20 protein-coding genes are annotated in these 21,367 nt (G+C 67.7%); 10 read left to right on the forward strand and 10 right to left on the reverse strand.

Translation table 11 applies throughout. The features are described from left to right. Positions 1-9: 9 nt before the first annotated feature. Genes HLH34_RS03995 through rimP form a run of 3 tightly spaced genes read right to left on the reverse strand, consistent with a single transcriptional unit; the run spans position 10 to position 2,884 of the window. Positions 10-672 (reverse strand): RNA-binding protein, encoded by a 663-nt coding sequence (locus tag HLH34_RS03995; protein WP_244959625.1) that lies wholly within the window; start codon positions 670-672, stop codon positions 10-12. Positions 673-709: 37 nt separating this feature from the next. Continuing rightward, positions 710-2,257: a transcription termination factor NusA gene (nusA, locus tag HLH34_RS04000; protein ID WP_183118330.1), complete on the reverse strand. Its 1,548-nt coding sequence runs from the start codon at positions 2,255-2,257 to the stop codon at positions 710-712. An 18-nt stretch (positions 2,258-2,275) separates the two neighbouring features. After that, positions 2,276-2,884 carry a ribosome maturation factor RimP gene (gene rimP, locus HLH34_RS04005; RefSeq protein ID WP_240162140.1) on the reverse strand — a complete coding sequence of 203 codons (609 nt, stop codon included), beginning with the start codon at positions 2,882-2,884 and terminating at the stop codon, positions 2,276-2,278. 200 nt (positions 2,885-3,084) lie between these two features. Here rimP and HLH34_RS04010 point away from each other — a divergent pair, with 200 nt between their 5' ends. The 3 genes from HLH34_RS04010 to HLH34_RS04020 are packed head-to-tail and all read left to right on the forward strand — an operon-like array spanning position 3,085 to position 5,989. After that, entirely contained in the window at positions 3,085-3,678 is a 594-nt protein-coding gene (locus HLH34_RS04010; protein WP_183118331.1) for a hypothetical protein, read from the forward strand. Further along, positions 3,675-4,943 (forward strand): AAA family ATPase, encoded by a 1,269-nt coding sequence (locus HLH34_RS04015; RefSeq protein ID WP_183118332.1) that lies wholly within the window; start codon positions 3,675-3,677, stop codon positions 4,941-4,943. The genes HLH34_RS04010 and HLH34_RS04015 overlap by 4 nt, the downstream gene beginning before the upstream one ends. A 35-nt stretch (positions 4,944-4,978) precedes the next feature. Next, positions 4,979-5,989: a hypothetical protein gene (locus HLH34_RS04020; protein WP_183118333.1), complete on the forward strand. Its 1,011-nt coding sequence runs from the start codon at positions 4,979-4,981 to the stop codon at positions 5,987-5,989. A gap of 149 nt (positions 5,990-6,138) precedes the next feature. Here HLH34_RS04020 and accC read toward each other — a convergent pair whose 3' ends face one another. The 3 genes from accC to aroQ are packed head-to-tail and all read right to left on the reverse strand — an operon-like array spanning position 6,139 to position 8,383. Next, entirely contained in the window at positions 6,139-7,482 is a 1,344-nt protein-coding gene (gene accC, locus HLH34_RS04025; RefSeq protein WP_183118334.1) for an acetyl-CoA carboxylase biotin carboxylase subunit, read from the reverse strand. Next, the gene (locus tag HLH34_RS04030) at positions 7,482-7,931 is read right to left on the reverse strand and encodes an acetyl-CoA carboxylase biotin carboxyl carrier protein (RefSeq protein ID WP_183118335.1); all 450 of its coding nucleotides are present in this window, start codon (positions 7,929-7,931) and stop codon (positions 7,482-7,484) included. Before HLH34_RS04030 ends, accC begins: the two co-directional genes overlap by 1 nt. Continuing rightward, positions 7,928-8,383, reverse strand: coding sequence for a type II 3-dehydroquinate dehydratase (aroQ, locus tag HLH34_RS04035; RefSeq protein WP_183118336.1), 456 nt, complete (start codon positions 8,381-8,383; stop codon positions 7,928-7,930). The genes HLH34_RS04030 and aroQ overlap by 4 nt, the downstream gene beginning before the upstream one ends. A 328-nt stretch (positions 8,384-8,711) precedes the next feature. Here aroQ and HLH34_RS04040 point away from each other — a divergent pair, with 328 nt between their 5' ends. Beyond that, positions 8,712-9,380, forward strand: a complete 669-nt coding sequence (locus tag HLH34_RS04040) for a septal ring lytic transglycosylase RlpA family protein (RefSeq protein ID WP_264784148.1) — start codon at positions 8,712-8,714, stop codon at positions 9,378-9,380. A gap of 14 nt (positions 9,381-9,394) precedes the next feature. Here the strand turns inward: HLH34_RS04040 and HLH34_RS04045 are convergent, their stop codons facing one another. Then, the gene (locus HLH34_RS04045) at positions 9,395-10,387 is read right to left on the reverse strand and encodes a YihY/virulence factor BrkB family protein (RefSeq protein WP_244959627.1); all 993 of its coding nucleotides are present in this window, start codon (positions 10,385-10,387) and stop codon (positions 9,395-9,397) included. Between the two features lie 333 nt (positions 10,388-10,720). Between HLH34_RS04045 and HLH34_RS04050 the strand changes: the two genes are divergently transcribed. Together HLH34_RS04050 and HLH34_RS04055 are read left to right on the forward strand one after the other, a co-directional pair. Beyond that, positions 10,721-11,851, forward strand: a complete 1,131-nt coding sequence (locus HLH34_RS04050) for a type III PLP-dependent enzyme (protein WP_183118338.1) — start codon at positions 10,721-10,723, stop codon at positions 11,849-11,851. A 37-nt stretch (positions 11,852-11,888) separates the two neighbouring features. Next, complete coding sequence (locus tag HLH34_RS04055; protein ID WP_183118339.1) at positions 11,889-12,239, forward strand: copper resistance CopC family protein; 351 nt, start codon at positions 11,889-11,891, stop codon at positions 12,237-12,239. A gap of 107 nt (positions 12,240-12,346) precedes the next feature. Here the strand turns inward: HLH34_RS04055 and ccmB are convergent, their stop codons facing one another. Next, on the reverse strand, positions 12,347-13,027 hold the full coding sequence (gene ccmB / locus HLH34_RS04060; RefSeq protein WP_183118340.1) for a heme exporter protein CcmB: 681 nt from the start codon (positions 13,025-13,027) through the stop codon (positions 12,347-12,349). Beyond that, complete coding sequence (gene ccmA / locus HLH34_RS04065) at positions 13,024-13,707, reverse strand: heme ABC exporter ATP-binding protein CcmA (RefSeq protein WP_456305549.1); 684 nt, start codon at positions 13,705-13,707, stop codon at positions 13,024-13,026. Before ccmA ends, ccmB begins: the two co-directional genes overlap by 4 nt. A 219-nt stretch (positions 13,708-13,926) precedes the next feature. On the opposite strand from ccmA, the gene acnA reads away from it, so the two are divergent. The 4 genes from acnA (at position 13,927) to HLH34_RS04085 (ending at position 20,134) form a co-directional block, all read left to right on the forward strand. Then, complete coding sequence (acnA, locus tag HLH34_RS04070; RefSeq protein ID WP_183118342.1) at positions 13,927-16,620, forward strand: aconitate hydratase AcnA; 2,694 nt, start codon at positions 13,927-13,929, stop codon at positions 16,618-16,620. Positions 16,621-16,696: 76 nt separating this feature from the next. Beyond that, entirely contained in the window at positions 16,697-17,440 is a 744-nt protein-coding gene (locus HLH34_RS04075) for an amino acid ABC transporter ATP-binding protein (RefSeq protein ID WP_183118343.1), read from the forward strand. A 182-nt stretch (positions 17,441-17,622) separates the two neighbouring features. Continuing rightward, positions 17,623-19,116: an ABC transporter substrate-binding protein/permease gene (locus HLH34_RS04080; RefSeq protein WP_183118344.1), complete on the forward strand. Its 1,494-nt coding sequence runs from the start codon at positions 17,623-17,625 to the stop codon at positions 19,114-19,116. Positions 19,117-19,240: 124 nt separating this feature from the next. After that, positions 19,241-20,134 (forward strand): LysR family transcriptional regulator, encoded by an 894-nt coding sequence (locus HLH34_RS04085; protein WP_183118345.1) that lies wholly within the window; start codon positions 19,241-19,243, stop codon positions 20,132-20,134. A gap of 144 nt (positions 20,135-20,278) precedes the next feature. On the opposite strand, the gene HLH34_RS04090 is transcribed toward HLH34_RS04085, so the two are convergent. Further along, positions 20,279-21,352, reverse strand: coding sequence for a threonine aldolase family protein (locus tag HLH34_RS04090; protein ID WP_244959629.1), 1,074 nt, complete (start codon positions 21,350-21,352; stop codon positions 20,279-20,281). Positions 21,353-21,367 lie beyond the last annotated feature (15 nt).

Genomic DNA, 21,367 nt, shown 5'->3' on the forward strand with positions numbered 1-21,367 from the left:
CCCGCCTGTTCACACCCGTCCGGCGGATCGGTCCGCCGAACCGGGGACCGTCCTGCCGGACAGCCCCGTAAAACGTTCATTATCGACGCGGAAACGCCGCGCCAGCTCGCCATGCGACATCGCCGCATGCACGACATGGTCGCGGCCGAATGCCGCCCCCAGACCCGCCGCCGTAGGAATTTCCATAACCGGAAGGTCCCGTGCGCCGGACAACAGCCTCGCCCTCTCGTCCGGGCTGCCGTCCTCGGCCTGGATGACCAGACCGGCGCGACCGCCCGCAATCCATTCCCGCACCTTGGCGAAGCCGCAGACAACCTGCCCGGCACGCCGCGCAAGTCCCACTGTATCCATCATCCGGCGCAGAAGTCCGCTTTCCAGGATATCGGCCAAATCGGGTGGAACGACAACCTGTCCACGGGCGGCACGTGCAAACGCCCCCCGAGTCCGGGCCGTTTCTAGCACATCCCGCCGCGCGCTCAACCAGATTCCCCGTCCGGGCAGACGCGCAGAAAGATCAGGCGTCAAAATCCGGTCCGGAGACAGGACAAAGCGCACCATGGTCTCGGGCGACGCGCGGTCGCGGGTGACGATGCAGCGCCGCAGCGGCCCGCGTTCGTCCTCCTCTTCCCGGTCGATCTCCTGGTTCTCGCCCAGGTCCCCGCCCATGTCCATGTCCCGATCCATGCCGTGTCGTGCGATCGCCCGCCGATCAGGCGTCGGACGCCTCCCCTTCCGTGGCCGCGGCCGGCGCGGCCGGCTCGCCCTCGAACCAGTGGGCGCGGGCGGCCATGATGATCTCGTTTGCCGCTTCCTCGTCGATCACGTCGCCACCCAGCATCTCGACCAGTTCGTCGCCTGCCAGATCGGCCAGGTCGTCGAGCGTCTTGACACCCTTCTCGCCCAGCGTGACCAGCATCTGGTTCGAGAACACGCCCAGCACGGCGATGTCGTCCGACACGCCCAGGCCGCGGCGCTTCTCATCCAGTTCGTCCTCGCGTCGGGCCAGGAAGCCCTCGGCGCGGCGGACCAGCTCGCCGGCCACGTCCTCGTCGAAGCCTTCGATCTCGGCCAGTTCGTCGGCGTCGGCGTAGGCCAGCTCCTCGATCGAATGGAAGCCTTCGGTCACCAGCAGGCCGGCGATGACGTCATCGACGTCCAGCGCCTCGACGAACAGGTTGCTGCGGCGGCGGAATTCTTCCTGCCGACGCTCGGATTCCTCGGCCTCGGTCAGGATGTCGATGTCCCAGCGGGTCAGCTGGCTGGCCAGGCGGACGTTCTGGCCGCGCCGGCCGATCGCAAGGCTGAGCTGCTCGTCAGGGACCACGACCTCGACCCGGCCGGCTTCCTCGTCCATCACCACCTTGGTGACTTCGGCGGGCGCCAGCGCGTTGACCACGAAGGTCGCGGCCTGCGGGCTCCAGGGAATGATGTCGATCTTCTCGCCCTGCAGTTCCTGCACCACCGCCTGCACGCGCGATCCGCGCATGCCGACGCAGGCGCCGACCGGGTCGATCGAGGCGTCGCGCGAAATCACCGCCATCTTGGCGCGCGATCCGGGATCGCGGGCCACGGCCTTGATCTCGATGATGCCGTCATAGATCTCGGGCACTTCCTGCGCGAACAGCTTGGCCAGGAAGGCCGGATGGGTGCGCGACAGGAAGATCTGCGGGCCGCGCGGCTCGTCGCGCACGTCGTAGATATAGGCCCGCACGCGGTCGGAATTGCGGAAGCTTTCGCGCGCGATCAGCTCGTCACGGCGCAGCAGCGCCTCGGAACTGCCGATCTCGACCATCAGGTTGCCGTACTCGGTCCGCTTGACGGTGCCGTTCACGATCTCGCCCACGCGGTCCTTGAATTCGTCGTACTGGCGCTTGCGCTCGTATTCGCGCACGCGCTGGACGATCACCTGCTTGGCGGTCTGGGCGGCGATGCGGCCGAAATCGATCGGCGGCAGCGGGTCGATCAGATGCTCGCCCAGCTGGATCTCGGGCTTGAACTTGCGCGCGATATGGAGCGGGATCTGCGTTTCCTCGTTCTCCACGACCTCGACGGCCTCGGTCCAGCGGGACAGGCGAACGTCGCCGGTCCGGCGGTCGATGGTCGCGCGGATATCCTTTTCGTGCCCGTACTTGGCGCGGCCAGCCTTCTGGATGGCCTGCTCCATCGCCTCCAGCACCTCTTCCCGGTCGATCGCCTTCTCTCGCGCGACGGCGTCGGCCACCAGCAGCAGTTCAGGACGGGAAACGGACGTATCCATCAGAGCCTCCAAGGCGTCTCAGTGGGTCTTGCGCACCGGCGCGGGGCCGGGCTTCGGGGTCGATTCCGGGGCTTCGGCCCCGGCGGAGGGCTCGGCCTCCGCGGCGTCGGGCACACCCATCATGTGGGCGCTGGCCGCGATCAGTTCATCGGTCAGGACCAGCCGTGCCTTGCGCAGGTCCGACAGCGGCAGGGCCGCCTCGGTCCCGTCTTCCAGGCGCAACCGTCCGACATTATCGTCGGCGCCCAGCAGGATACCGGCAAAGCGCTTGCGGCCGTTGATGGGGATATTCACCTCGGCCTTGGCCAGATGGCCGGCGAAGCGGTTCCAGTCCTTCACCCGCGTCAGGGGGCGGTCGATTCCCGCCGAGGATACTTCCAGCGTCCATACGCCGGGCAGCGGGTCCTCGACATCCAGAACCGCGCCCACCGCGTGACTGATCTGCTCGCAATCCTCGATACGGATCAGCGTGCCGTCGGCGCGGTCGGCCATGATCTGGACCGTGGGGCTTTCGCGGCCCAGGACCGCGACCCGCACCAGTTCGAATCCCATGTCCGCCAGCACGGGCGCCACGATGGCGGCCAGCTTGGCGTCAAGGCCGGTCAGGAAAGGCAGATCTGCGTCCAAGACAAAAAAGGCGGCCGGTCAGGCCACCCCCCAAAAAAGCGGAAGATGAAGGAATGGTGCGGATATAGGCCACAATGCGCCCCACTGCAAGGTCCCGGTGCCGGGCCGTCGCACAAGGCCGTGTACGGCACATTACATTACAATCAGATCATCCTTTCGATACTTGCACGCCGGCCGCCGCCACCCGCATGATGCGGGCCATGACGCAGGTGCCAGACCCCGCGACACGACCCGCACCGGACGACTCCGGCCCCGGCAGCCGCCGGGCGCTGTGGTACGGGCTTGCGGCAGGCGTGATCGTCGCCGCGGGCTTCAGCGCCCGGATGGCGAACGAGGCCCCCCGGCCCGCGGCCGCCGTCAGCGACGCGGCCGGCGGCGCCATGCCCGCGGCCGCCCACAGCCTGACCGCCGTCGAGCAGTTCGCCATGGTGTCACCCGACAACGCCCCGCAGGCGTTGCAGCAATCGGGCCTATCGCCGGACCAGCAGGCGACGATCCTGGCGGGCATCAAGCGCCGCGAATACCGGCTGGTACGCATGCCGATCTATGACGAGGCCGGGACCGGCGGGGTCGTCACCGTACGCTCGGGCGGCATCGCCCAGACCGTACCGCTGGGCGCGCAGCCGCGTGTCGTGCTGCTGCCGATCCGCATATCCGGCGAGGTCGATATCGCGCCGGTGGTCGATCCGGGACCGGCGGGGGTGGCGCCGGGGGCCATCACCGTGCTGGGCCCGACGCCGCTGCCCGTGATCCATCGCGATGAGATGCTTGTGCTGAATGTGATCGTCCAATGAAGGCGCTTCTGCCCGCCCTGAACCGGCTGATGCCGGTGATGATGGTGATCTTCCTGATTCTGGCGAGCCTGCAGGCCGCGGCGTCGCTGCATCTTTCACTCGCCAGCCTTTCCCATTTCATGGAATGGTGTGGGCCGGCCTTTCCCGTGCTGACGGCCGGGAGCAGCCTTCTGGCCCTGGCGGGACTGATGTTCGAGACCCGCGCCGAACGGCTGGCACGCAAGGGGCTCCGACGCCGACGGGGATGGATGATGGATGTATTAGCCAGACTGACCAACCGCACCGCGCTGGAAGAAATGATGGCGCAGGAACGCAGGGAAACGGTCATCGACGCCGAGGAACTGGCGGCCGGGATGCGCGCGCGCGTCATCGGCCAGGACCAGGTGTGCGAGGACATCGCCGCCCAGCTGCGCCGCCGGATGGCGTTGCAGGTGCGCGGCAAGCCGGTGGGGATCTTCCTGCTGGCCGGCCCGCCGGGCACCGGCAAGACCTACCTGGCCAAGCAGATGGCCCGGCTGCTGGACCGGCCGCTGCTGCATTTCGACATGACGCAGATGAGCTCGCCGCACGCGGCGACGCAGCTGTTCGGCTCGCCCAAGGGCTATGTCGGGTCCGACACGTTCGGCAAGCTGACCGGCGGCCTGAAGGAAAAGCCCGATGCCGTCGTGCTGCTGGACGAAATCGAGAAGGCGCATCCCGACGTCTTCAAGAAATTCCTGACCGCGTGGAACGACGGCCATGTGACCGAGGCCTCGACCGGGCAGCAGGTCTCGACCGTGCGGTCCATCTTCGTGCTGACGTCCAACATCGCGACCGAGGCCCTGTCGGAAATTGCCGACCGCCTGGCGGATGAGCCCGACCGCATGCGCGCCGAGTCGGTCGAGGCCCTGCGCCAGGCCGGCTTTGCCCCCGAGGTGCTGAACCGCCTGGACCGCATCTTCGTCTTCCGGTCGCTGACCGGCCTGGATGTCGCCCGCGTCGCGGCGCTGGAGATCGAGGCGATGATCGACAGCTACGGCCTGAAGGTCGAGACCGGCGGCATCGACCCGTCCCTGCTGTTCGAGGTCATGCGGCGGCAGAATCGGATGGGGGCGGCCGCCAGCGCCCGCGACCTGGTCCGTTCCATCGAGGACATGATGAGCGATTCGCTGATTTCCGCCCGCCAGCAGGGCGCCAAGCTGGTGCGCGTCGTGTCGGGCGAGAACGGCGTCACCGCCGAAATCGCGAACGATGCCGAGGCACAGCGGGCACGGATCGCCCGCTGATCCACCCCTCCATTCCCTTGCCCCGGTTCGTCTGAATGTCCGCTGCCTCCCGTCTCTGGCATCGTGCGCCGCTGTGGCGCACGTGTGTGTTTTCCATCCTGATCTTCACGGCGCTGACGCTGCTGTATCCGCCGGCGTACCTGACGCGGGCGATTCCGGCGCTGCAGCCCGTCATCGACCGGATCAACCGCACGCTGGGCCGCAGCACACCCCCGCCCGCGCCGGCGCCCGACGCCGCCCCCTCGCCCGATGCGCCGCCCGACGCACCACCACCCGGCCAGCAGGCCGACGGGAGCGGCGCGCCGGGGGCTGGCGGGCCGGGGGGCACACAGGTCGCGGCGCCGCCGATCACGTCCGACCTGTCGGGGGCGATTCCCTTTGCCGGGCGCATCCTGCCGCTGCCGGCCGGTACCTGGCACCCTGTGCTGACGACGCAAAGCGGCCCGCACGGCGAATTGCTGAGCAACGTCCTGGTACGGGCCGAGGGCGGGGTCGTCACCGGCGTCATTATCGCCCGCGGCAGCACGCAATCCCTGCCGCTCTCGACCGTCGATGCCATGAACAATGGCTGCCACGACGACCGGAATTATCTGTCACGCGTCATTACGACCGACCCCAAGGTGATGGAATGCTGGTTCACCGGCCACGTCCAGATCGAAGGGCAGCCGTTGAGCGACAGCATCGATATCCAGACCGCCTTCAACCGCCTGCACGTGCTGGGCTTCCCCATTCCCTACGTCATGCTGGTGGCGACCTGGGATTATGCCGAAATCGCCGCCGACCACGGCGCGAATATCGAAAACGTGACCATCCTGCTGAGCCCCGCCCGCAAGGGCACGATGACCCTGCCGGCCCCGCCCGACAAATGGATGAAGCAGCTTCTGCCGCAGAACCCGGGCGCCGAACGCTTCGTGCACCAGGCCAATGACTGGATGGAAGGCTGGACGGCGATGCTGCGCCGCGGCTTCCACGGCACCCTGTCGGCCGACGCACCGGAACTGGCCCGGGCCGCGCGTGATCCGGCATCGGTCATGAATGCGGACTGACGACAGGCAAGAGCGTTGCCCGTACGCGCCCACTTAAGGGCGCAACGGGGTTGTTGCGCCCCTCATCGGCGTGGTCGGCCGCCCAAATTGGCTGACCAGGACTTTATGGAACGAATGGAATGCAAGGGCCGAGGCCCTTGCCCGGGCCGTTACGTGCGCGAGGAGACGAAGCGTTCCAGCCAGTGGATGGTGTACTCGCCCTTCTGGAACTCGGGGTCGTCCAGGATCTGCCGATGCAGCGGGATCACCGTCTTGACGCCTTCGATCACGAACTCGTCCAGCGCGCGGCGCATGCGCGCGATGGCTTCGGCGCGGGTCGGGGCGTGCACGATCAGCTTGCCGATCATGCTGTCGTAATAGGGCGGCACGCGGTAGCCGGTGTACAGCGCGCTGTCGATGCGCACGCCCAGGCCGCCCGGCGGGTGGAACATGGTGATGGTGCCGGGGGTCGGCAGGAAGGTCGCCGGGTCCTCGGCATTAATCCGGCATTCGATCGCATGGCCGGAAAAACGGATGTCCGACTGGTCGTAGCCCAGGGCCTGCCCGGCCGCGATGCGGATCTGCTCGCGCACCAGATCGACGTCGCAGACCATTTCGGTCACCGGATGTTCCACCTGCAGGCGGGTGTTCATCTCGATGAAGCAGAACTGCCCGTCCTGGTACAGGAATTCCAGCGTGCCAGCGTTGCGGTAGCCCAGCTTGCGCAGGGCCGCCGTGGCGGTGGCGCCGATGGCGTCGCGCTGCTCGGCCGTCAGGGCCGGCGACCCGGCCTCTTCCAGCAGTTTCTGGTGCCGCCGCTGCAACGAGCAGTCGCGCTCGCCGAAATGCACCACGTTGCCGTGGGAATCGGCCAGGATCTGCAGCTCGATATGCCGGGGGCGGTCCATGTATTTTTCGAGATAGACCTCGTCATTGCCGAAAGCCGTGCGGGCCTCGGTGCGCGCGACGCTCCAGGCCTCTTCCAGCTCGTCGGCGGTGTGCGCGACCTTCATGCCGCGCCCGCCGCCGCCCGCCGTCGCCTTGATCAGCACCGGATAGCCGACCTGTTCGGCCACCGCGCGGGCGTCCTCCAGGCTGGCCAGCGCGCCGTCCGACCCGGGGACCAGGGGCACGCCCAGGGCCTTCATGGTGGTCTTGGCGGTGATCTTGTCGCCCATCATGCGGATATGGGCGCCGGTCGGCCCGATGAAGGCCAGGCCGTGGGCCTCGACCGTCTCGGCGAAATCGGCGTTTTCCGACAGGAAGCCGTAGCCCGGATGGATCGCGTCGGCGCCGGTGATGGTCGCGGCCGACAGGATGGCGGCGACGTTCAGGTACGAATCCCGCGTGGCCGGCGGCCCGATGCACACGGCCTCGTCGGCCAGGCGGACATGCATGGCATCCGCGTCGGCGGTGGAATGGACGGCGACCGTGCGAATGCCCAGCTCGCGGCATGCGCGCAGGACCCGAAGGGCGATTTCGCCACGATTGGCGATGAGGATCTTGGCGAACATTACTCGATGATGGCCAGGGCTTCGCCGAACTCGACCGGATCGCCCGACGCCACCAGCAGCGCCTTCAGCGTGCCGCCGCGCGGGGCCTTGATCTGGTTGAAGGTCTTCATCGCCTCGATCAGCATCAGGGTCTGGCCGGCGGCGACCGTCTGGCCTTCGGTGACGAAGGGTGGCGCGCTGGGGTCCGGCGTCAGGTAGGCGATGCCGACCATCGGGCTGGTGACCGCGCCCGGATGCTTGGCCGGGTCGACGGGGGCGACCGGCGCGGCCGCGGCGGCGGGGATCGCGACCGGGGCGGCGGCGGGCAGGGCATGGACCTGGCCGGCGGCGGCGCGGACGACGCGGATGCGGTTGTCCTTCTCCGCGATCTCGATCTCGGTCAGGCCGGTTTCGGTCAGGATTTCAGCCAATGCCCGAATGGCATCCGCGTCCACGAGCAGTCGGCTCATCGATCGTCCTCGTCCAGAATCATGTCTGTCATCGCCTGAAGCGCCAGCGCATACCCGCGCACCCCCAGCCCGCAGATAACGCCTGCGGCCGCCCGGGAGCAGTAGGTATGGTGGCGGAAGTCCTCACGCCGATGAATGTTGGAGATATGCACCTCGATCACCGGCAGGTCGACGGCCAGCAGCGCGTCGAGCAGGGCGATCGAGGTATGGCCATAGGCGGCCGGGTTGATGACGATGCCCCGCGCGCGGTTCCGGCATTCCTGGACCCACGACACCAGCTCGCCTTCACCGTTGGTCTGGCGGAAGTCGATGGCGACATCCAGCCGTTCGGCGGCCTGGATGCAGATCTGCTCCACGTCGTCCAGGGTCGTCCGACCGTAGACGTCCGGCTGGCGCAGTCCGAGCATGTTGAGGTTGGGTCCGTTGAGGACCGCGATAAGAGGGCGCACCATTATGACAGGCGCCGTAGCACGACCGTCATTCCGTTCCAAGAGAATGATCGCCGCCCCTACGGCCCTCGCCCCCGGCAACCCCGCGCGGACCGTCGCCGCGAACGCCGGACAAGGGGGCGGACCGCCCGGTGCGGTGCACAATAATGATGACCGAAATTTGCCACAATCCACCCCGAGAACACTGAATCGGCGACACTAATTCAAGGAAAGGCCAAGGCGCCGTCCGATGGTGTCCGCCGGCACGAGGCAGAAAATCCTTGAATTTCCTGTCCCGGGTTTATTGTATGGCTTTCGTTATTGCCGAATTGGCCGAACAGGATTGGGGAACGTGCTGGAACAGGACCGGGAGACGGGGCGGATACGATCGGGCGGCCGGCTGCTGGCGACGGTGGCGTGCCTGTTCGCCTTCGCATCCACCGCCTGTGGCCGGGAAGCGACAGCCCTGACGGAAAATAAGGCGCCCCTCGTCGCCGGTGCGGCCGGGGCCGATACCGACGCCTCGCCCTCCGACGCGCCGCCCCCCCAGGCGACGACCGGCCATCCGGTGACCGCCTGGGCGGCATCCGTCCGCGCGGCCCTGGCCAAGCGGTCCCACCGGCTGGTGACCGCCAGCCGTACGGCCCTGTCCTGGTCCGAACATGGGGTGGCAAGCTGGTATGGTCATCTGCGGCCGGTGCGGCGGACGTCCTCAGGCCATCCATTCGACCCGCACGCGCTGACGGCGGCCCACCCGACCCTGCCGATGGGCACGCGGGTGCTGGTACGCTCGCAGGATACCGGCCGTTCGGTGGTGGTGACGGTCAACGACCGGGGGCCGTTCCTGCACCACCGCATCATCGACCTGTCCCCCGCCGCCGCGGCGCGGATCGGGATGCTGGATGCCGGCACCGCCCATGTCGTCATCGAACCCCTGACCGAAGTCGCGCAGGCCGAACCCGACGACACCAGCGAGGATGCGATCGCCGCTGCCGCGCCCGGCGCGCCCCGCCGCCGCTGACGCCGCCCGGCATCTTATCCGGCCGGATATTCCCGGCGATGGCCCGCGTCGTGGCCCCCGTTCCTGGGGCGCAGGTGCATCTCGGCTTCCAGCCCGGCATTCAGTTCCGCGCCCAGCAGGATCACGTAGGCGGTAACGAAGAACCACATCATCGTGGCCACCACCGCACCCAGCGGCCCGTAGGTGGCGTTGTAGCTGGCGATCGCGCTGACATAGTACGAAAACCCGATCGACGATGCGATCCAGATCAGCGTGGCGGCGACCGATCCGGGCAGGATGCACACCCAGTGCGTAATGGAACGGTCGGGGCTGAACCGATACAGCAGCGCGCAGGCCGCCAGCACGAACAGCAGCAGCAGCAGCGGGCCGCCCATCTGCACCAGCAGTTCGATCGACCAGGACGGCGGCGCCATGCCCAGCCGGGCCGGCACGAAATCGATCAGGACCGGCAGGGCCACCAGCACCGCCAGCGCCATGACCGCGCCGCAGATGGCGCATAGCGTCATGCCCAGCGCCATCAGCTGAAAGCGCACGAAGCTGCGGGTTTCCTGCGTGTCGTAGGCGATATTGACGGCAGAGATGATCGACCGCGTGGCCGCCGACGCCGACCACAGCGCCACGGTGGTCGATATGATCAGGTTCAGCGTCAGCGACGAATGGGACTGCGCGACCAGCGTATGGATCCGTTCGCCGATCAGTTCGAAGGCCGCGGGCGGCAGCATCAGCCGCAGCATTTCCAGCTGCGGTTCCACGGTCTGCAGATCGAACGCCAGCCCGTAGATCGAAATCAGCGTGCTGATGGCGGGAAACAGCGACAGCGTGGCATAGAACGCGCATCCGGCCGCCGCCAGCGTGATCTGGTCGGACGACAAATTGCGCAGCATCCGTTGCAGGACGGGCTTCCAGATCCGGCGCAGCGCGTGGACCGAGGGGATGCAGGCCTCGGTGCCGGGTTCGGCGGCCGGGTTCGGGGCAAGGCGGGGGTCGTCCGGCCGGGAAGTGGTCAAGCGCGCTCCATGGATCGGGCGTGGGGTTCGGGGCGGACGGGCCGCGGGAAATCCCGCCGGAGGCGCCGCCTGCGCTAGCATGATGACCTACCTAGCGAAAAACATGCGGTCAGGTCGATTTTTCTGTTGCGTCCGGGGCGTATTGCCCTCATATGCGCTCCCCACGCAACAACGCACGTGCCACTGGCCCTCTGAGGTTACGCAACGACGTCAAGCGTTCTGGCAATCGGGATCCCCGCGTGGGGCCCAGTCTTGGTCGCTGGTCCGTTAGACCGTTTCGCAACTCCCGCCCGGCTTTGATCCGGACGACGCTACAGAAGGGATTTGGGTGCGATGACCCCCAAAATCGCCCGTTTTCTGGCCGAACAGGCCCCCGCGACGCCATGCCTGGTCGTCGACGTTGATCGTGTCGAGGCCCGGTACCGTGCACTGCGCACGGCCCTGCCGCTGGCGCGCGTCTATTACGCCGTGAAGGCCAACCCGGCGATGGAAATCCTGCGCCGGCTGGTGTCGCTCGGTTCGTCGTTCGACGCCGCGTCGGCCGAGGAAATTCGCCTGTGCCTGGCGGCCGGAGCGGATGCCGGGACCATTTCCTTCGGCAATACCGTCAAGAAGGCCTCGGCCATTGCCGAAGCCCATCAGGCCGGCGTCACCATGTTCGCCTTCGACAGCGTCGAGGAGCTGGAGAAGCTGGCCCGCCACGCCCCGGGCGCGCGCGTCTATTGCCGCCTGATCGTCGAGAACGAGGGCGCGGAATGGCCGCTGTCGCGCAAGTTCGGCACCACGCTGGACAGCGCGCGCGACCTGATGCTGCGCGCGCGGGACATGGGGCTGGACCCCTACGGCCTGTCGTTCCACGTCGGCAGCCAGCAGACCACGACCGACGCCTACGAGGCCGCGATCGCGCGCGTCGGCATGCTGTTCACCGACCTGGCAACGGCCGGGCTGAACCTGCGCATGGTCAATCTGGGCGGCGGCTTCCCGATCCGCTACCGCGAGGACGTGCCCGAGATCGACCGCTTCGCGCTGGCCATCAGCCACGCGATGACCGAACATTTCGGCAATGACCTGCCGGAAATGATCGTGGAACCCGGACGCTTCATCGTCGGCGACGCCGGCGTGGTGTCGGCCGAGGTCGTTCTGGTCACCCAGCGCGGCCTGCCGGGCGACACGCGCTGGGTCTATCTGGATATCGGCCGGTTCGGCGGCCTGGCCGAGACCGAGGGCGAGTCGATTCGCTACGGCATCCGCACGCCCCACGACGGATCGCCGACCGGACGGGTGGCGATCGCGGGCCCGACCTGTGACGGCGCGGATATCATGTATGAAAAGGCGCCCTACGCCCTGCCGCTGGACCTCGCCAGCGGCGACCGGATCGAACTGCTGTCCACCGGGGCGTATGTCTCGACCTACTGCTCGACCCGCTTCAACGGCTTCGCGCCGTTGAGCGAGCATTATATCTGACATGGCGGGGGTCGCCCGGTCCGGAAGGGTACGGTCCGTGCGGCTTCTCGCCCTGCTGGCATTGCTGCCTGTCCTGCTGACGCCCGCCGCCGCGTCGGCGCGGGTGCATCTGCTGTCCGCGACGCCGGCCGCGGGCTCCATCGTCGCCGCCGGGCCCCTGGCCGTGTCGCTGCATTTCGACTCGGCGCTCGATCCCGTGCGGTCACGCATGATGCTGACGGGGCCGTCCGGCGCGCCGACGCTGATGATGGTGCCCCCGCCCACCGACGACCACGCCATTTCGACCACCGCCCCGGTCACCCCCGGAGCCTACCATCTGCACTGGCAGGTCTGGGACCGGGACGGGCGGATGGCGGAGGGCGACCTGCCTTTTTCGGTGGCGCCCTGATCAAGGTCGGGCTCTGCCCGAACCCGGCAAGGGCCTCGGCCCCTGCATCCCAGTCGTTTTAAAACTCCGGGGTTTTCAAGGGGCGAAGCCCTTGTCTTCGCCAGGGATCATTCCACCGCCGCGCGCAACCCCGCGCCCGCCGCCAGCGGGCACAGCGGCAGTGCGGCGGCCAGGAACGCGCCCAGCAATTCCAGGTCCGGCTGCCAGGACAGACCGGTCTGCGCCGCGTCCAGCGCCGCCGCGCCGAAGATCAGGGCCGGGGTGGCCAGCGGCAGGACCAGCAGCGGCAGCAGCACCCCGCCCCGCCGCGCCCCCAGCACCACCGACGCCGCCATGCCCCCGATCAGCGACAGCACCAGCGTGCCCAGCAGCAGCCCGGTCAGCAGCACCGGCAGCACGGGCGCGGGCAACCCCAGCATGATCGCCAGCGGCCCCGCCGCGAACAGCAGCGGCAAGCCCGTGGTCAGCCAGTGCGCCGCCATCTTGGCCAGCGCCACCAGCGAGGGCGGCAGGCCGGTCAGCATCAGCTGATCCAGCGACCCGTCCTCCAGCTCCGAGCCGAACAGGCGGTCCAGCGGCAGCAGTGCGGCCAGCAGGGCGCAGACCCAGACGATGCCCGGCGCCATCCGGCGCAGCAGGTCGGGCGACGGGCCAAGCGCCAGCGGAAACAGCGCGCCCGCCAGGACGAAAAACAGGACGGCGCCCAGCGTGTCGGCCCCATGCCGGACGGCCAGCCGCAGGTCGCGGCCCACGACCGCCAGGACCAGGGCGGGGATCTGCAGGCTCATGTCACATCGTCCAGGCTTGCGCGCGCGCCGTCACGGGCCGCATCGTTCAGATCGGGCAGAATCAGCGATTTCGGGTGGGCCAGCGGCAGGGGAACGTGGGTGGTTGCGATCACGATTCCGCCAGTGTCGCGATGGGTGCGAAACAGCCCCTCCAGCAGCCCGATCGCGCGACTGTCCAGCCCCAGGCTGGGTTCGTCCAGCAGCCACAGCGGCGCCCGCGCCAGCATCACCCGCGCCAGCGCCGCGCGGCGTTTCTGCCCCGCCGACAGCATGCGGGCCGGCAGGTCAGACAGTCCCGAAAGGTCCAGAGCCGCCATGGCCTCATCCGGATCGGACCCCGCCGCGCGCGCCGCAAGCAACAGGTTTTCCCGCAGGGTCAGCCCGGCCTTCAGTGCGTCCTGATGGCCCAGGTAGGCGACGCGGGCGGCATGGGCCGTGCGGTCGGCCAGGGCGTCGATCCCTGCCCACAGCACATGGCCGCCTTCCGGTTTGCGCAGTCCTGCCAGGACGCGCAGCAAGGTCGATTTTCCGGCGCCGTTCGGCCCGGTCAGCAGCAGCGCGTCACCGGCGTCCAGCGCCAGCCCGACGCCGTCGAGCACCAGCCGCTCTCCGCGGAAAACGGAGATATTTTCAACGTCCAGCAACGGGCGGGCCTGGGGGGGAAAGGCAGGGATGACGATGCTCCTCGGATCGTTCGCGGCGGAACCGGTCCGGCGGCGGAACGGGGTGTTCCCGCGTTCTTGTTACCGGGGCCAGCTTGTGTCGAAACCGGGTCCGGGTATGTTCTACCCCCGTTGGGAGATCAAGCCGGTTGTCCAGGTGGATCACACCGCCATCCGAATGCGGATGTCGTGCTTCAATTTGGATAATCCGTTGCTGACGCCTCGGAGGAAAAACCAATGAAGTCGGTTGGGCACGATTCACTTAAGACGGGCCGCTCGCTCGAAGTAGACGGCAAGACGTACCATTATTTCTCGATTCCTGAAGCGGAGAAGACGATCGGCGATGTCAGCCGTCTTCCGGTCAGCCTGAAGGTGCTGCTGGAAAACGTGCTGCGTTTCGAGGACGGGCGCTCGTACAGCGTCGACGATGCCAAAGCGATCGCCGCCTGGCTGCCGAAGGGCTGCAGCACGCAGGAAGTGCCGTTCAAGCCCGCGCGCATCCTGATGCAGGATTTCACCGGCGTCCCCGCCGTCGTCGATCTGGCGGCGATGCGCGACGGCATCCTGAAGCTGAAGGGCGACCCGCAGAAGGTGAACCCGCTGGTTCCCGTCAACCTGGTCATCGACCATTCGGTGATGGTGGACGTCGCCGGCACGCCTGAAGCGCTGCAGAAGAACGTCACCATCGAGTTCGAGCGCAATGGCGAGCGTTACGCCTTCCTGCGCTGGGGCCAGGAAGCGTTCGAGAATTTCTCGGTCGTGCCGCCGGGAACGGGCATCTGCCACCAGGTGAACCTGGAATACATCGCCCAGGCGGTGTGGACCGCGCAGGTCGACGGCAAGGATTATGCCTACCCCGACACCCTGTACGGCACCGACAGCCACACCACGATGGTGAACGGCATGGGCGTGCTGGGCTGGGGCGTGGGCGGCATCGAGGCCGAGGCCGCGATGCTGGGCCAGCCGATCGCAATGCTGATCCCCGACGTCATCGGCTTCAAGCTGATCGGCAAGCTGCCCGAGGGCGCCACGGCGACCGACCTGGTGCTGACGGTCACGCAGATGCTGCGCAAGAAGGGCGTGGTCGGCAAGTTCGTCGAATTTTTCGGCCCGGCGCTCGATCACCTGCCGGTCGCCGACCGCGCGACGATCGCCAACATGGCCCCCGAATACGGCGCGACCTGCGGCTTCTTCCCCGTCGACGACCTGACGCTGGAGTATCTGCGCCAGACCGGCCGTGACGAACATCGCATCAAGCTGACGGCCGACTACCTGAAGGCCCAGGGCATGTTCCGCACGGCCGAGACGGCCGAGCCGGTGTTCACCGACACACTGGAACTGGACCTGTCGACCGTGGTCCCGTCGCTGGCCGGCCCGAAGCGTCCGCAGGACCGCGTGCCGTTGAACAACGCCACCAGCGCCTTCGAGACCGAACTGACCGGCAGCCTGGGCGTCCCCGCCGCCGACGCGCACAAGAAGGCCAAGGTGGCCGGTACGAATTACGAGATCGGCCACGGCGACGTGGTGATCGCGGCCATCACCTCGTGCACCAACACCTCCAACCCGGCGGTGCTGATCGCGGCCGGCCTGGTCGCGAAGAAGGCCCGCGCCCTGGGCCTGAAGCCGAAGCCGTGGGTGAAGACCTCGCTGGCGCCGGGTTCGCAGGTCGTGACCGACTACCTGAACCGCGCCGGCCTGACGGAAGAGCTCGACGCGATGGGCTTCAACACCGTCGGCTATGGCTGCACGACCTGCATCGGCAATTCCGGCCCGCTGGAAGACCACATCGTCGATGCGATCGAGGGCAACAAGCTGGTGGCGGTGTCGGTCCTGTCCGGCAACCGCAACTTCGAAGGCCGCATCTCGCCGAACGTGCGCGCCAACTACCTGGCCAGCCCGCCGCTGGTGGTCGCGTACTCGCTGCTGGGCACGATGCGCGAGGACATCACCACCGTGTCGCTGGGCACCTCCAAGGACGGCAAGCCGGTGTACCTGAAGGACATCTGGCCCACGAACAAGGAGATCGCGGACCTGATCGGTTCCTCCATCACCCGTGAGGAATTCATCAACCGCTACAGCCAGATCAGCAAGGGCACCAAGGAATGGCAGGCCCTGAAGGTCGCGACCGGGTCCGAGACCTACAAGTGGGATCCGACCTCGACCTACGTGCAGGACCCGCCGTACTTCCAGGACATCACGCCGGAGCCCAAGCCGAAGGGCGACATCGTGGGCGCGCGCGTCCTGGCGCTGCTGGGTGACAACATCACCACCGACCACATCTCGCCGGCCGGCGCGATCAAGGAAAGCGCACCTGCGGGCGTCTACCTGAAGGAACATCAGGTTTCGAAGGCGGACTTCAACTCCTACGGGTCGCGCCGCGGCAACGACCGCATCATGGTGCGCGGCACGTTCGCCAACATCCGCATCAAAAACGAGATGCTGCCCGGCACCGAAGGGGGCCTGTCCAAGCACTTCCCCGATGGGAAGGAAGGCTCGATCTACGATGTGGCGATGGAGTACAAGCAGGAAGGCGTGCCGCTGATCGTCTTCGGCGGCAAGGAATACGGCATGGGTTCGTCGCGCGACTGGGCGGCGAAGGGCACCCTGCTGCTGGGCGTTCGCGCGGTAATCGCCGAAAGCTTCGAGCGCATCCATCGCTCCAACCTGGTCGGCATGGGCGTCCTGCCCCTGCTGTTCAAAGACGGCATGACGCGCAAGACGCTGAACCTGAAGGGTGACGAAGTCATCGACATCAAGGGCCTGGACACCATCACGCCCCGCATGACGCTGACGATGTCGATCACCCGCGCCGACGGCACGAAGGAAGAGGTGCCGCTGCTCTGCCGCGTCGATACTCTGGACGAGGTCGAGTATTATCGGCATGGTGGCATCCTCCAGTACGTCTTGCGTGGGATGACCAAAGCTGCCTGAGCCGCTTTTTTCTCTGTCTGACGAGTACCGCGCCGGCCCGGATCATTCCGGGCCGGCGTTTTTTGCCGACCCCGTCGTGCGCGCCGAGCAGGTGCGCAAGACCTTCGACGGGCACGAGGTACTGCGCGGCATTTCGCTGTCGGTGACGCGCGGGGAACTGGTGTCGATCATCGGGCCTTCGGGCTGCGGGAAATCGACCTTCCTGCGCTGCCTCAATTTCCTGGAAATCCCCGACGACGGCGCGGTCACGATCGCGGATGTCGCCATCATCCGTTCGGGCGGGCGCTGGACCCGCGCGGACGAGGACGCGGCCCATCGCCTGCGCGCGCATGTCGGCATGGTGTTCCAGTCCTTCAACCTGTTTCCCCACCGCACCGTGCTGGACAATGTGATGCTGGCGCCCATGCGGGTGAAGCGCCTGCCCGCCGAGACGGCCCGGGCCGAGGCCCTGGCCCTGCTGGACAAGGTGGGCCTGTCGGCCATCGCCGCGCGCTATCCCGACACCCTGTCGGGCGGCCAGCAGCAGCGCGCCGCCATCGCCCGGGCGCTGGCGATGCGGCCGGACGTGATGCTGTACGACGAACCGACCTCGGCCCTCGATCCCGAACTGGCCGAGGAAGTCCTGTCCGTCATGCGTGCCCTGGACGAGGACGGCATGACCCAGATCGTGGTGACGCACGACATGCGCTTCGCCCGCGCGGCGTCGGACCGCGTGGTGTTCATGGAAGGCGGCGAGATCGTGGAGATCGACGACCCCGACATTCTCTATGTGTCGCCGCAGGACATGCGGACCCGGCGCTTCCTGAGATCCGTCCTGTGAATTTCGGCCTGAAGACGGGGCTTGCCGGCGATCCGACGCGCGTTTCCTGCGCTTCGGTGCTCACGGCCGGTAAGGCCGCTCCGCTCCGGTGCTCGGAAACGCACGACGGGCGTGCCGCTGCGCGGCACTCTCGCTCGGCAAGCCCCGTCTTCAGGCCGAAATTTATACTTTTCGCGTGCCTGATGGCCGTCCTGCTGGTGACAGGACTTGCGGGTACCGCCCTTGCGGCGCCGCTGCGCTGGGCGTCGGATGCCGAAGCGAACGTACCGTTCGTCTTCCACGATCCGGCCGATCAGTCGCGCCTCATCGGGTATGAATATGAAATTGCCCAGGCCATCGCCCGCCGCCTGGGCCGGCCGACCCAGTTCGTGCAGAACGACTGGGACGGGCTGATCCCCGGCCTGCAACGCGGGCTGTACGACATGGTGATCGACGGGATCGAGATCACGCCGGAACACGAACAGGGCGTCGCGTTCAGCCATCCCTATTACGTGACGTCGGAACGCATTACCGTCCGCCGCGACCAGCAGGGGCTCGACACCCTGGCGGCGCTGCACGGCCATGTCGTCGGCACGCTGAAGGACACGACGGCCGAACGGATGCTGCAGGCCGATCCCAGCATCCACATCCGGTCGTACGAAGAAGAGACCAACGCCTATACCGACCTGAAGAACGGGCGGCTGGATGCGGTGCTGCTGGACGGCACCATCTCGCTTTATTACGGCGCGCCGGATCCGGAGCTGAAGCTGGTGGGTGGGCCGATCGGGCGCATTTCCTACGGTATCGCCGTCGCCACCGGCAACACCGCCCTGCGCGACCAGGTGAACGGCGCGCTGGACGCGATGATGCGCGACGGCGAGCTGCACCGGATCCTGGCGCGGTGGAAATTATGGACGCCGGAAATGGCGGAGCTGACCGGCGATCGCGGCACGCCCGACATCGCCCCTGACGCCTGGCGGCATTACATGGAGGCCACGGCGCCCCGTGCCGGCTGGCAGGCGCGGCTGGCGCGCTATGTCGGCTTCCTGCCGCTGTTGCTGCATGGGGCGGTCCTGACCCTGGTGGTGTCGGCCTGCGCGATGGTGGTGGCGGTGGCGCTGGGGCTGGCGCTGGCGCTGGCCCGGCGCTACGGGCCCCGCTGGCTGGCCATGCTCGCCACCCTGTATGTCGAAATCGTGCGCGGCACGCCGCTGCTGATCCAGATCCTGTTCATCTTCTACGCCCTGCCGGGCATCGGCCTGCGCCTGTCGCCCTTCGTCGCCGGCGTGCTGGCGCTGGGCATGAACTATGCGGCGTACGAGGCCGAGAATTACCGCGCCGGCCTGCAATCCGTCGCGCGCGGACAGATCGAGGCCGCGCTGGCCCTGAACATGACGCACATGCAGGCCCTGCGCTTCGTCGTGGTGCCGCAGGCGGTGCGGATGGTCATCCCGATCATGACCAACGATTTCATCTCGCTGCTCAAGGATTCGTCGCTGGTCAGCGTCATCACCCTGACCGAACTCAGCCAGACCTACGTCCGGCTGTCGTCGACCTATTACGATTATTTCGGCACCGGCCTGCTGATCGGCGCGGCGTACCTGCTGCTGGGCCTGCCCTTCGTGCGCCTGGCGCGCATGGCCGAGGCCCGGTTCGCGACCGGACAGCGCCGGCAGGGACGTACGGGACACCCCTGATCGCCTGACCTGACGGCATTTGGCCAATGCGTCTGGCACATGTCGGTGCTGTTTTATGCTACATTGTGCATAAATGAACCGAAGTTTAGAACGGCGTTCAGCGAAATACTGAAAATCGGTGGCCATGGACCTGCTTTCTGCCCTTCACAGTTTCGTCCGCGTCGCGGCGACGGGCTCGTTTTCGGCGGTCTCCCGTGAAACCGGGGCCAGCCAGCCGACGATTTCGCGGCATATCGCGTTGCTCGAGGCCCATTACGGCGCGACCCTGTTCGCCCGGACCACCCGCAGCCTGATGATGACCGAGGACGGGCGCAGCCTGCTGCCTCATGCCTACGAAGTCCTGGAAATCCTGGAAACCGCCGAAACCGCGCTGGGCCGTCGGCGGGCCTCGGTCTCGGGCCTGGTGCGGCTGGGCGTGACCACGGCGTTCGGCCTGTACATGACGGGCCGGCTGGGCGAACTGCTGGACAAGCATCCGGACCTGTCGGTCGAACTCATCATGCGCGACGGCTTCGGCGATCTGGTCGAGGAAGGGCTGGACCTGGCGGTGCGCGTCGGCGAAATCGCCGAGGGGTCGCTGATCGCCCGCCGGCTGGGCACGGTCAAGCGCATCGCAGTGGCGTCGGGCGATTACCTGGCGCGGCGCGGCACGCCGGAACATCCGCGCGACCTGCTGGCCCATCCCTGCATCGCCTATACTTATGGCGGCACCCGCCACGATTGGCATTTCGAAGGCAATAACGAGGAAAGCGTGGTCGCCGCCAGCGGCCCCTTCCGCGCCAACAGCAGCGAGGCCGTGCTCAACGCCGTCGTCGCCGGCCTGGGCATCGGCCTGCTGCCCTCCTTCCAGGTGCGCGAGGAAATCGCGGCCGGCCATCTGGTGCATCTGTTCCCCGAATGGTCGGTCCCCGACCTGCCGTTCTATGCCGTGCATACCGGCCCGCGCACCCTGCCGTTGCGTACCCGCACCGTGCTGGATTTCCTGATCGATATCTCGGACGTCCTGCGCCAGGGGTAAGGGAGGGTCGGGCTCCGCCCGAACCCGGCAAGGGCGTCCACTGGATAGGTGCTATCCGTTCGTGTTCTTCGACGCGATCCGGGACGAAGGGCATGCTCGGCCTGAAAGGTTTCCCCGAGGCCATCACGCCGCCCCTCCGATTCATCAGGCGGCCGCCAGCGCCGCCAGAAGCGCATCGACGTCCTCGATGCGCGTATAATAGCTGGTAACCAGCCGCACCACCGTACCGTTCAGCCCCAGCGGCGCGCGCCAGTCCCGGAATGCGAACCCCGCCGCCCGCAGGTGCGTGACCGCCGGGCCGGGCAGCAGCACGAAGATCTCGTTGGCCTGCGTTTCGTACAGCAGCCGCGCGCCCGGATGGCGGAACAGCCCGCCCGCCAGGCGCTGCGCCATCGCGTTGGCCTGCCGCGCGTTGTGCAGCCACAGATCGTCGTGCAGATAGGCCAGCAACTGCGCGCTCAGGAACCGCTGCTTCGACCAGTCATGGCCCCCGCGCTTGCGGCGACGGGCGAAATGCTCGGCCCGCGCCGGATCGAAGAACACCACGGCCTCGGCCGCCATCGCGCCGTTCTTGGTGGCGCCCAGCGCCAGCACGTCCACCCCGGCCTTCCATGTCGCCTCGGCCGGGGTGCAGCCCAGATGCGCGATGGCGTTGGCCAGCCGCGCGCCGTCCATATGCACCGCCATCCCCCGGCCGCGGGCCCGCGCGGCCAGATCGGCGATGGTGGCGGGGCGGTAGACCGTGCCCCATTCGCTGGCCTGCGTCAGGCTCAGGGTCGCGGGCAGGTTCTGCTGCGTGTCGTCCACCGGCAGGCGGTCCAGCGTGTAGGCCAGGGCCTCGGCCGTCATCCGCCCGTCCTCGGACGGGATGGGCACCAGGCGCGCGCCGCCGGTATAGAAATCCGGCGCGCCGCATTCCGACTGCATGATATGGGCGCTCTCGTCGCACAGGACGGCGCCGAAGGCCGGGGTCGTGGCCGCCAGCGCCAGTGCGTTCGCCGCGGTGCCGGTCGCGACGGGGAAGATCCGCACCCGGCGTTCGAACAGGTCCGACGCCGCGTCCTGCAGGCGCGCGGTCCACGCATCGGCGCCATAGGCGGGGGCGGCGTCCGCGTTCGCCTCCATCAGTGCGGCCATGACGGCGGGGCAGGCGGGAACGACATTGTCGCTGCTGAAATTCTTGCGTATCTGCTCTTTCACGATGTCGTCCCTCGTCAAGCCAGTGTCCGGAGC

It is taken from the genome of Gluconacetobacter azotocaptans (genome assembly GCF_014174355.1).
GTDB classification, from domain to species: domain Bacteria; phylum Pseudomonadota; class Alphaproteobacteria; order Acetobacterales; family Acetobacteraceae; genus Gluconacetobacter; species Gluconacetobacter azotocaptans.

Bases quoted from the DNA above. Each gene is read 5' to 3' on its own strand.
- HLH34_RS04020 (WP_183118333.1), top strand. From the start codon at position 4,979: ATGTCCGCTGCCTCCCGTCTCTGGCATCGTGCGCCGCTGTGGCGCACG.
- HLH34_RS04080 (WP_183118344.1), top strand. From the start codon at position 17,623: ATGGCCGTCCTGCTGGTGACAGGACTTGCGGGTACCGCCCTTGCGGCG.
- HLH34_RS04050 (WP_183118338.1), top strand. From the start codon at position 10,721: ATGACCCCCAAAATCGCCCGTTTTCTGGCCGAACAGGCCCCCGCGACG.
- nusA (WP_183118330.1), bottom strand. From the start codon at position 2,257: ATGGATACGTCCGTTTCCCGTCCTGAACTGCTGCTGGTGGCCGACGCC.
- acnA (WP_183118342.1), top strand. From the start codon at position 13,927: ATGAAGTCGGTTGGGCACGATTCACTTAAGACGGGCCGCTCGCTCGAA.
- HLH34_RS04010 (WP_183118331.1), top strand. From the start codon at position 3,085: ATGACGCAGGTGCCAGACCCCGCGACACGACCCGCACCGGACGACTCC.
- accC (WP_183118334.1), bottom strand. From the start codon at position 7,482: ATGTTCGCCAAGATCCTCATCGCCAATCGTGGCGAAATCGCCCTTCGG.
- ccmB (WP_183118340.1), bottom strand. From the start codon at position 13,027: ATGAGCCTGCAGATCCCCGCCCTGGTCCTGGCGGTCGTGGGCCGCGAC.
- HLH34_RS04030 (WP_183118335.1), bottom strand. From the start codon at position 7,931: ATGAGCCGACTGCTCGTGGACGCGGATGCCATTCGGGCATTGGCTGAA.
- HLH34_RS04085 (WP_183118345.1), top strand. From the start codon at position 19,241: ATGGACCTGCTTTCTGCCCTTCACAGTTTCGTCCGCGTCGCGGCGACG.
- HLH34_RS04015 (WP_183118332.1), top strand. From the start codon at position 3,675: ATGAAGGCGCTTCTGCCCGCCCTGAACCGGCTGATGCCGGTGATGATG.
- HLH34_RS03995 (WP_244959625.1), bottom strand. From the start codon at position 672: ATGGACATGGGCGGGGACCTGGGCGAGAACCAGGAGATCGACCGGGAA.
- aroQ (WP_183118336.1), bottom strand. From the start codon at position 8,383: ATGGTGCGCCCTCTTATCGCGGTCCTCAACGGACCCAACCTCAACATG.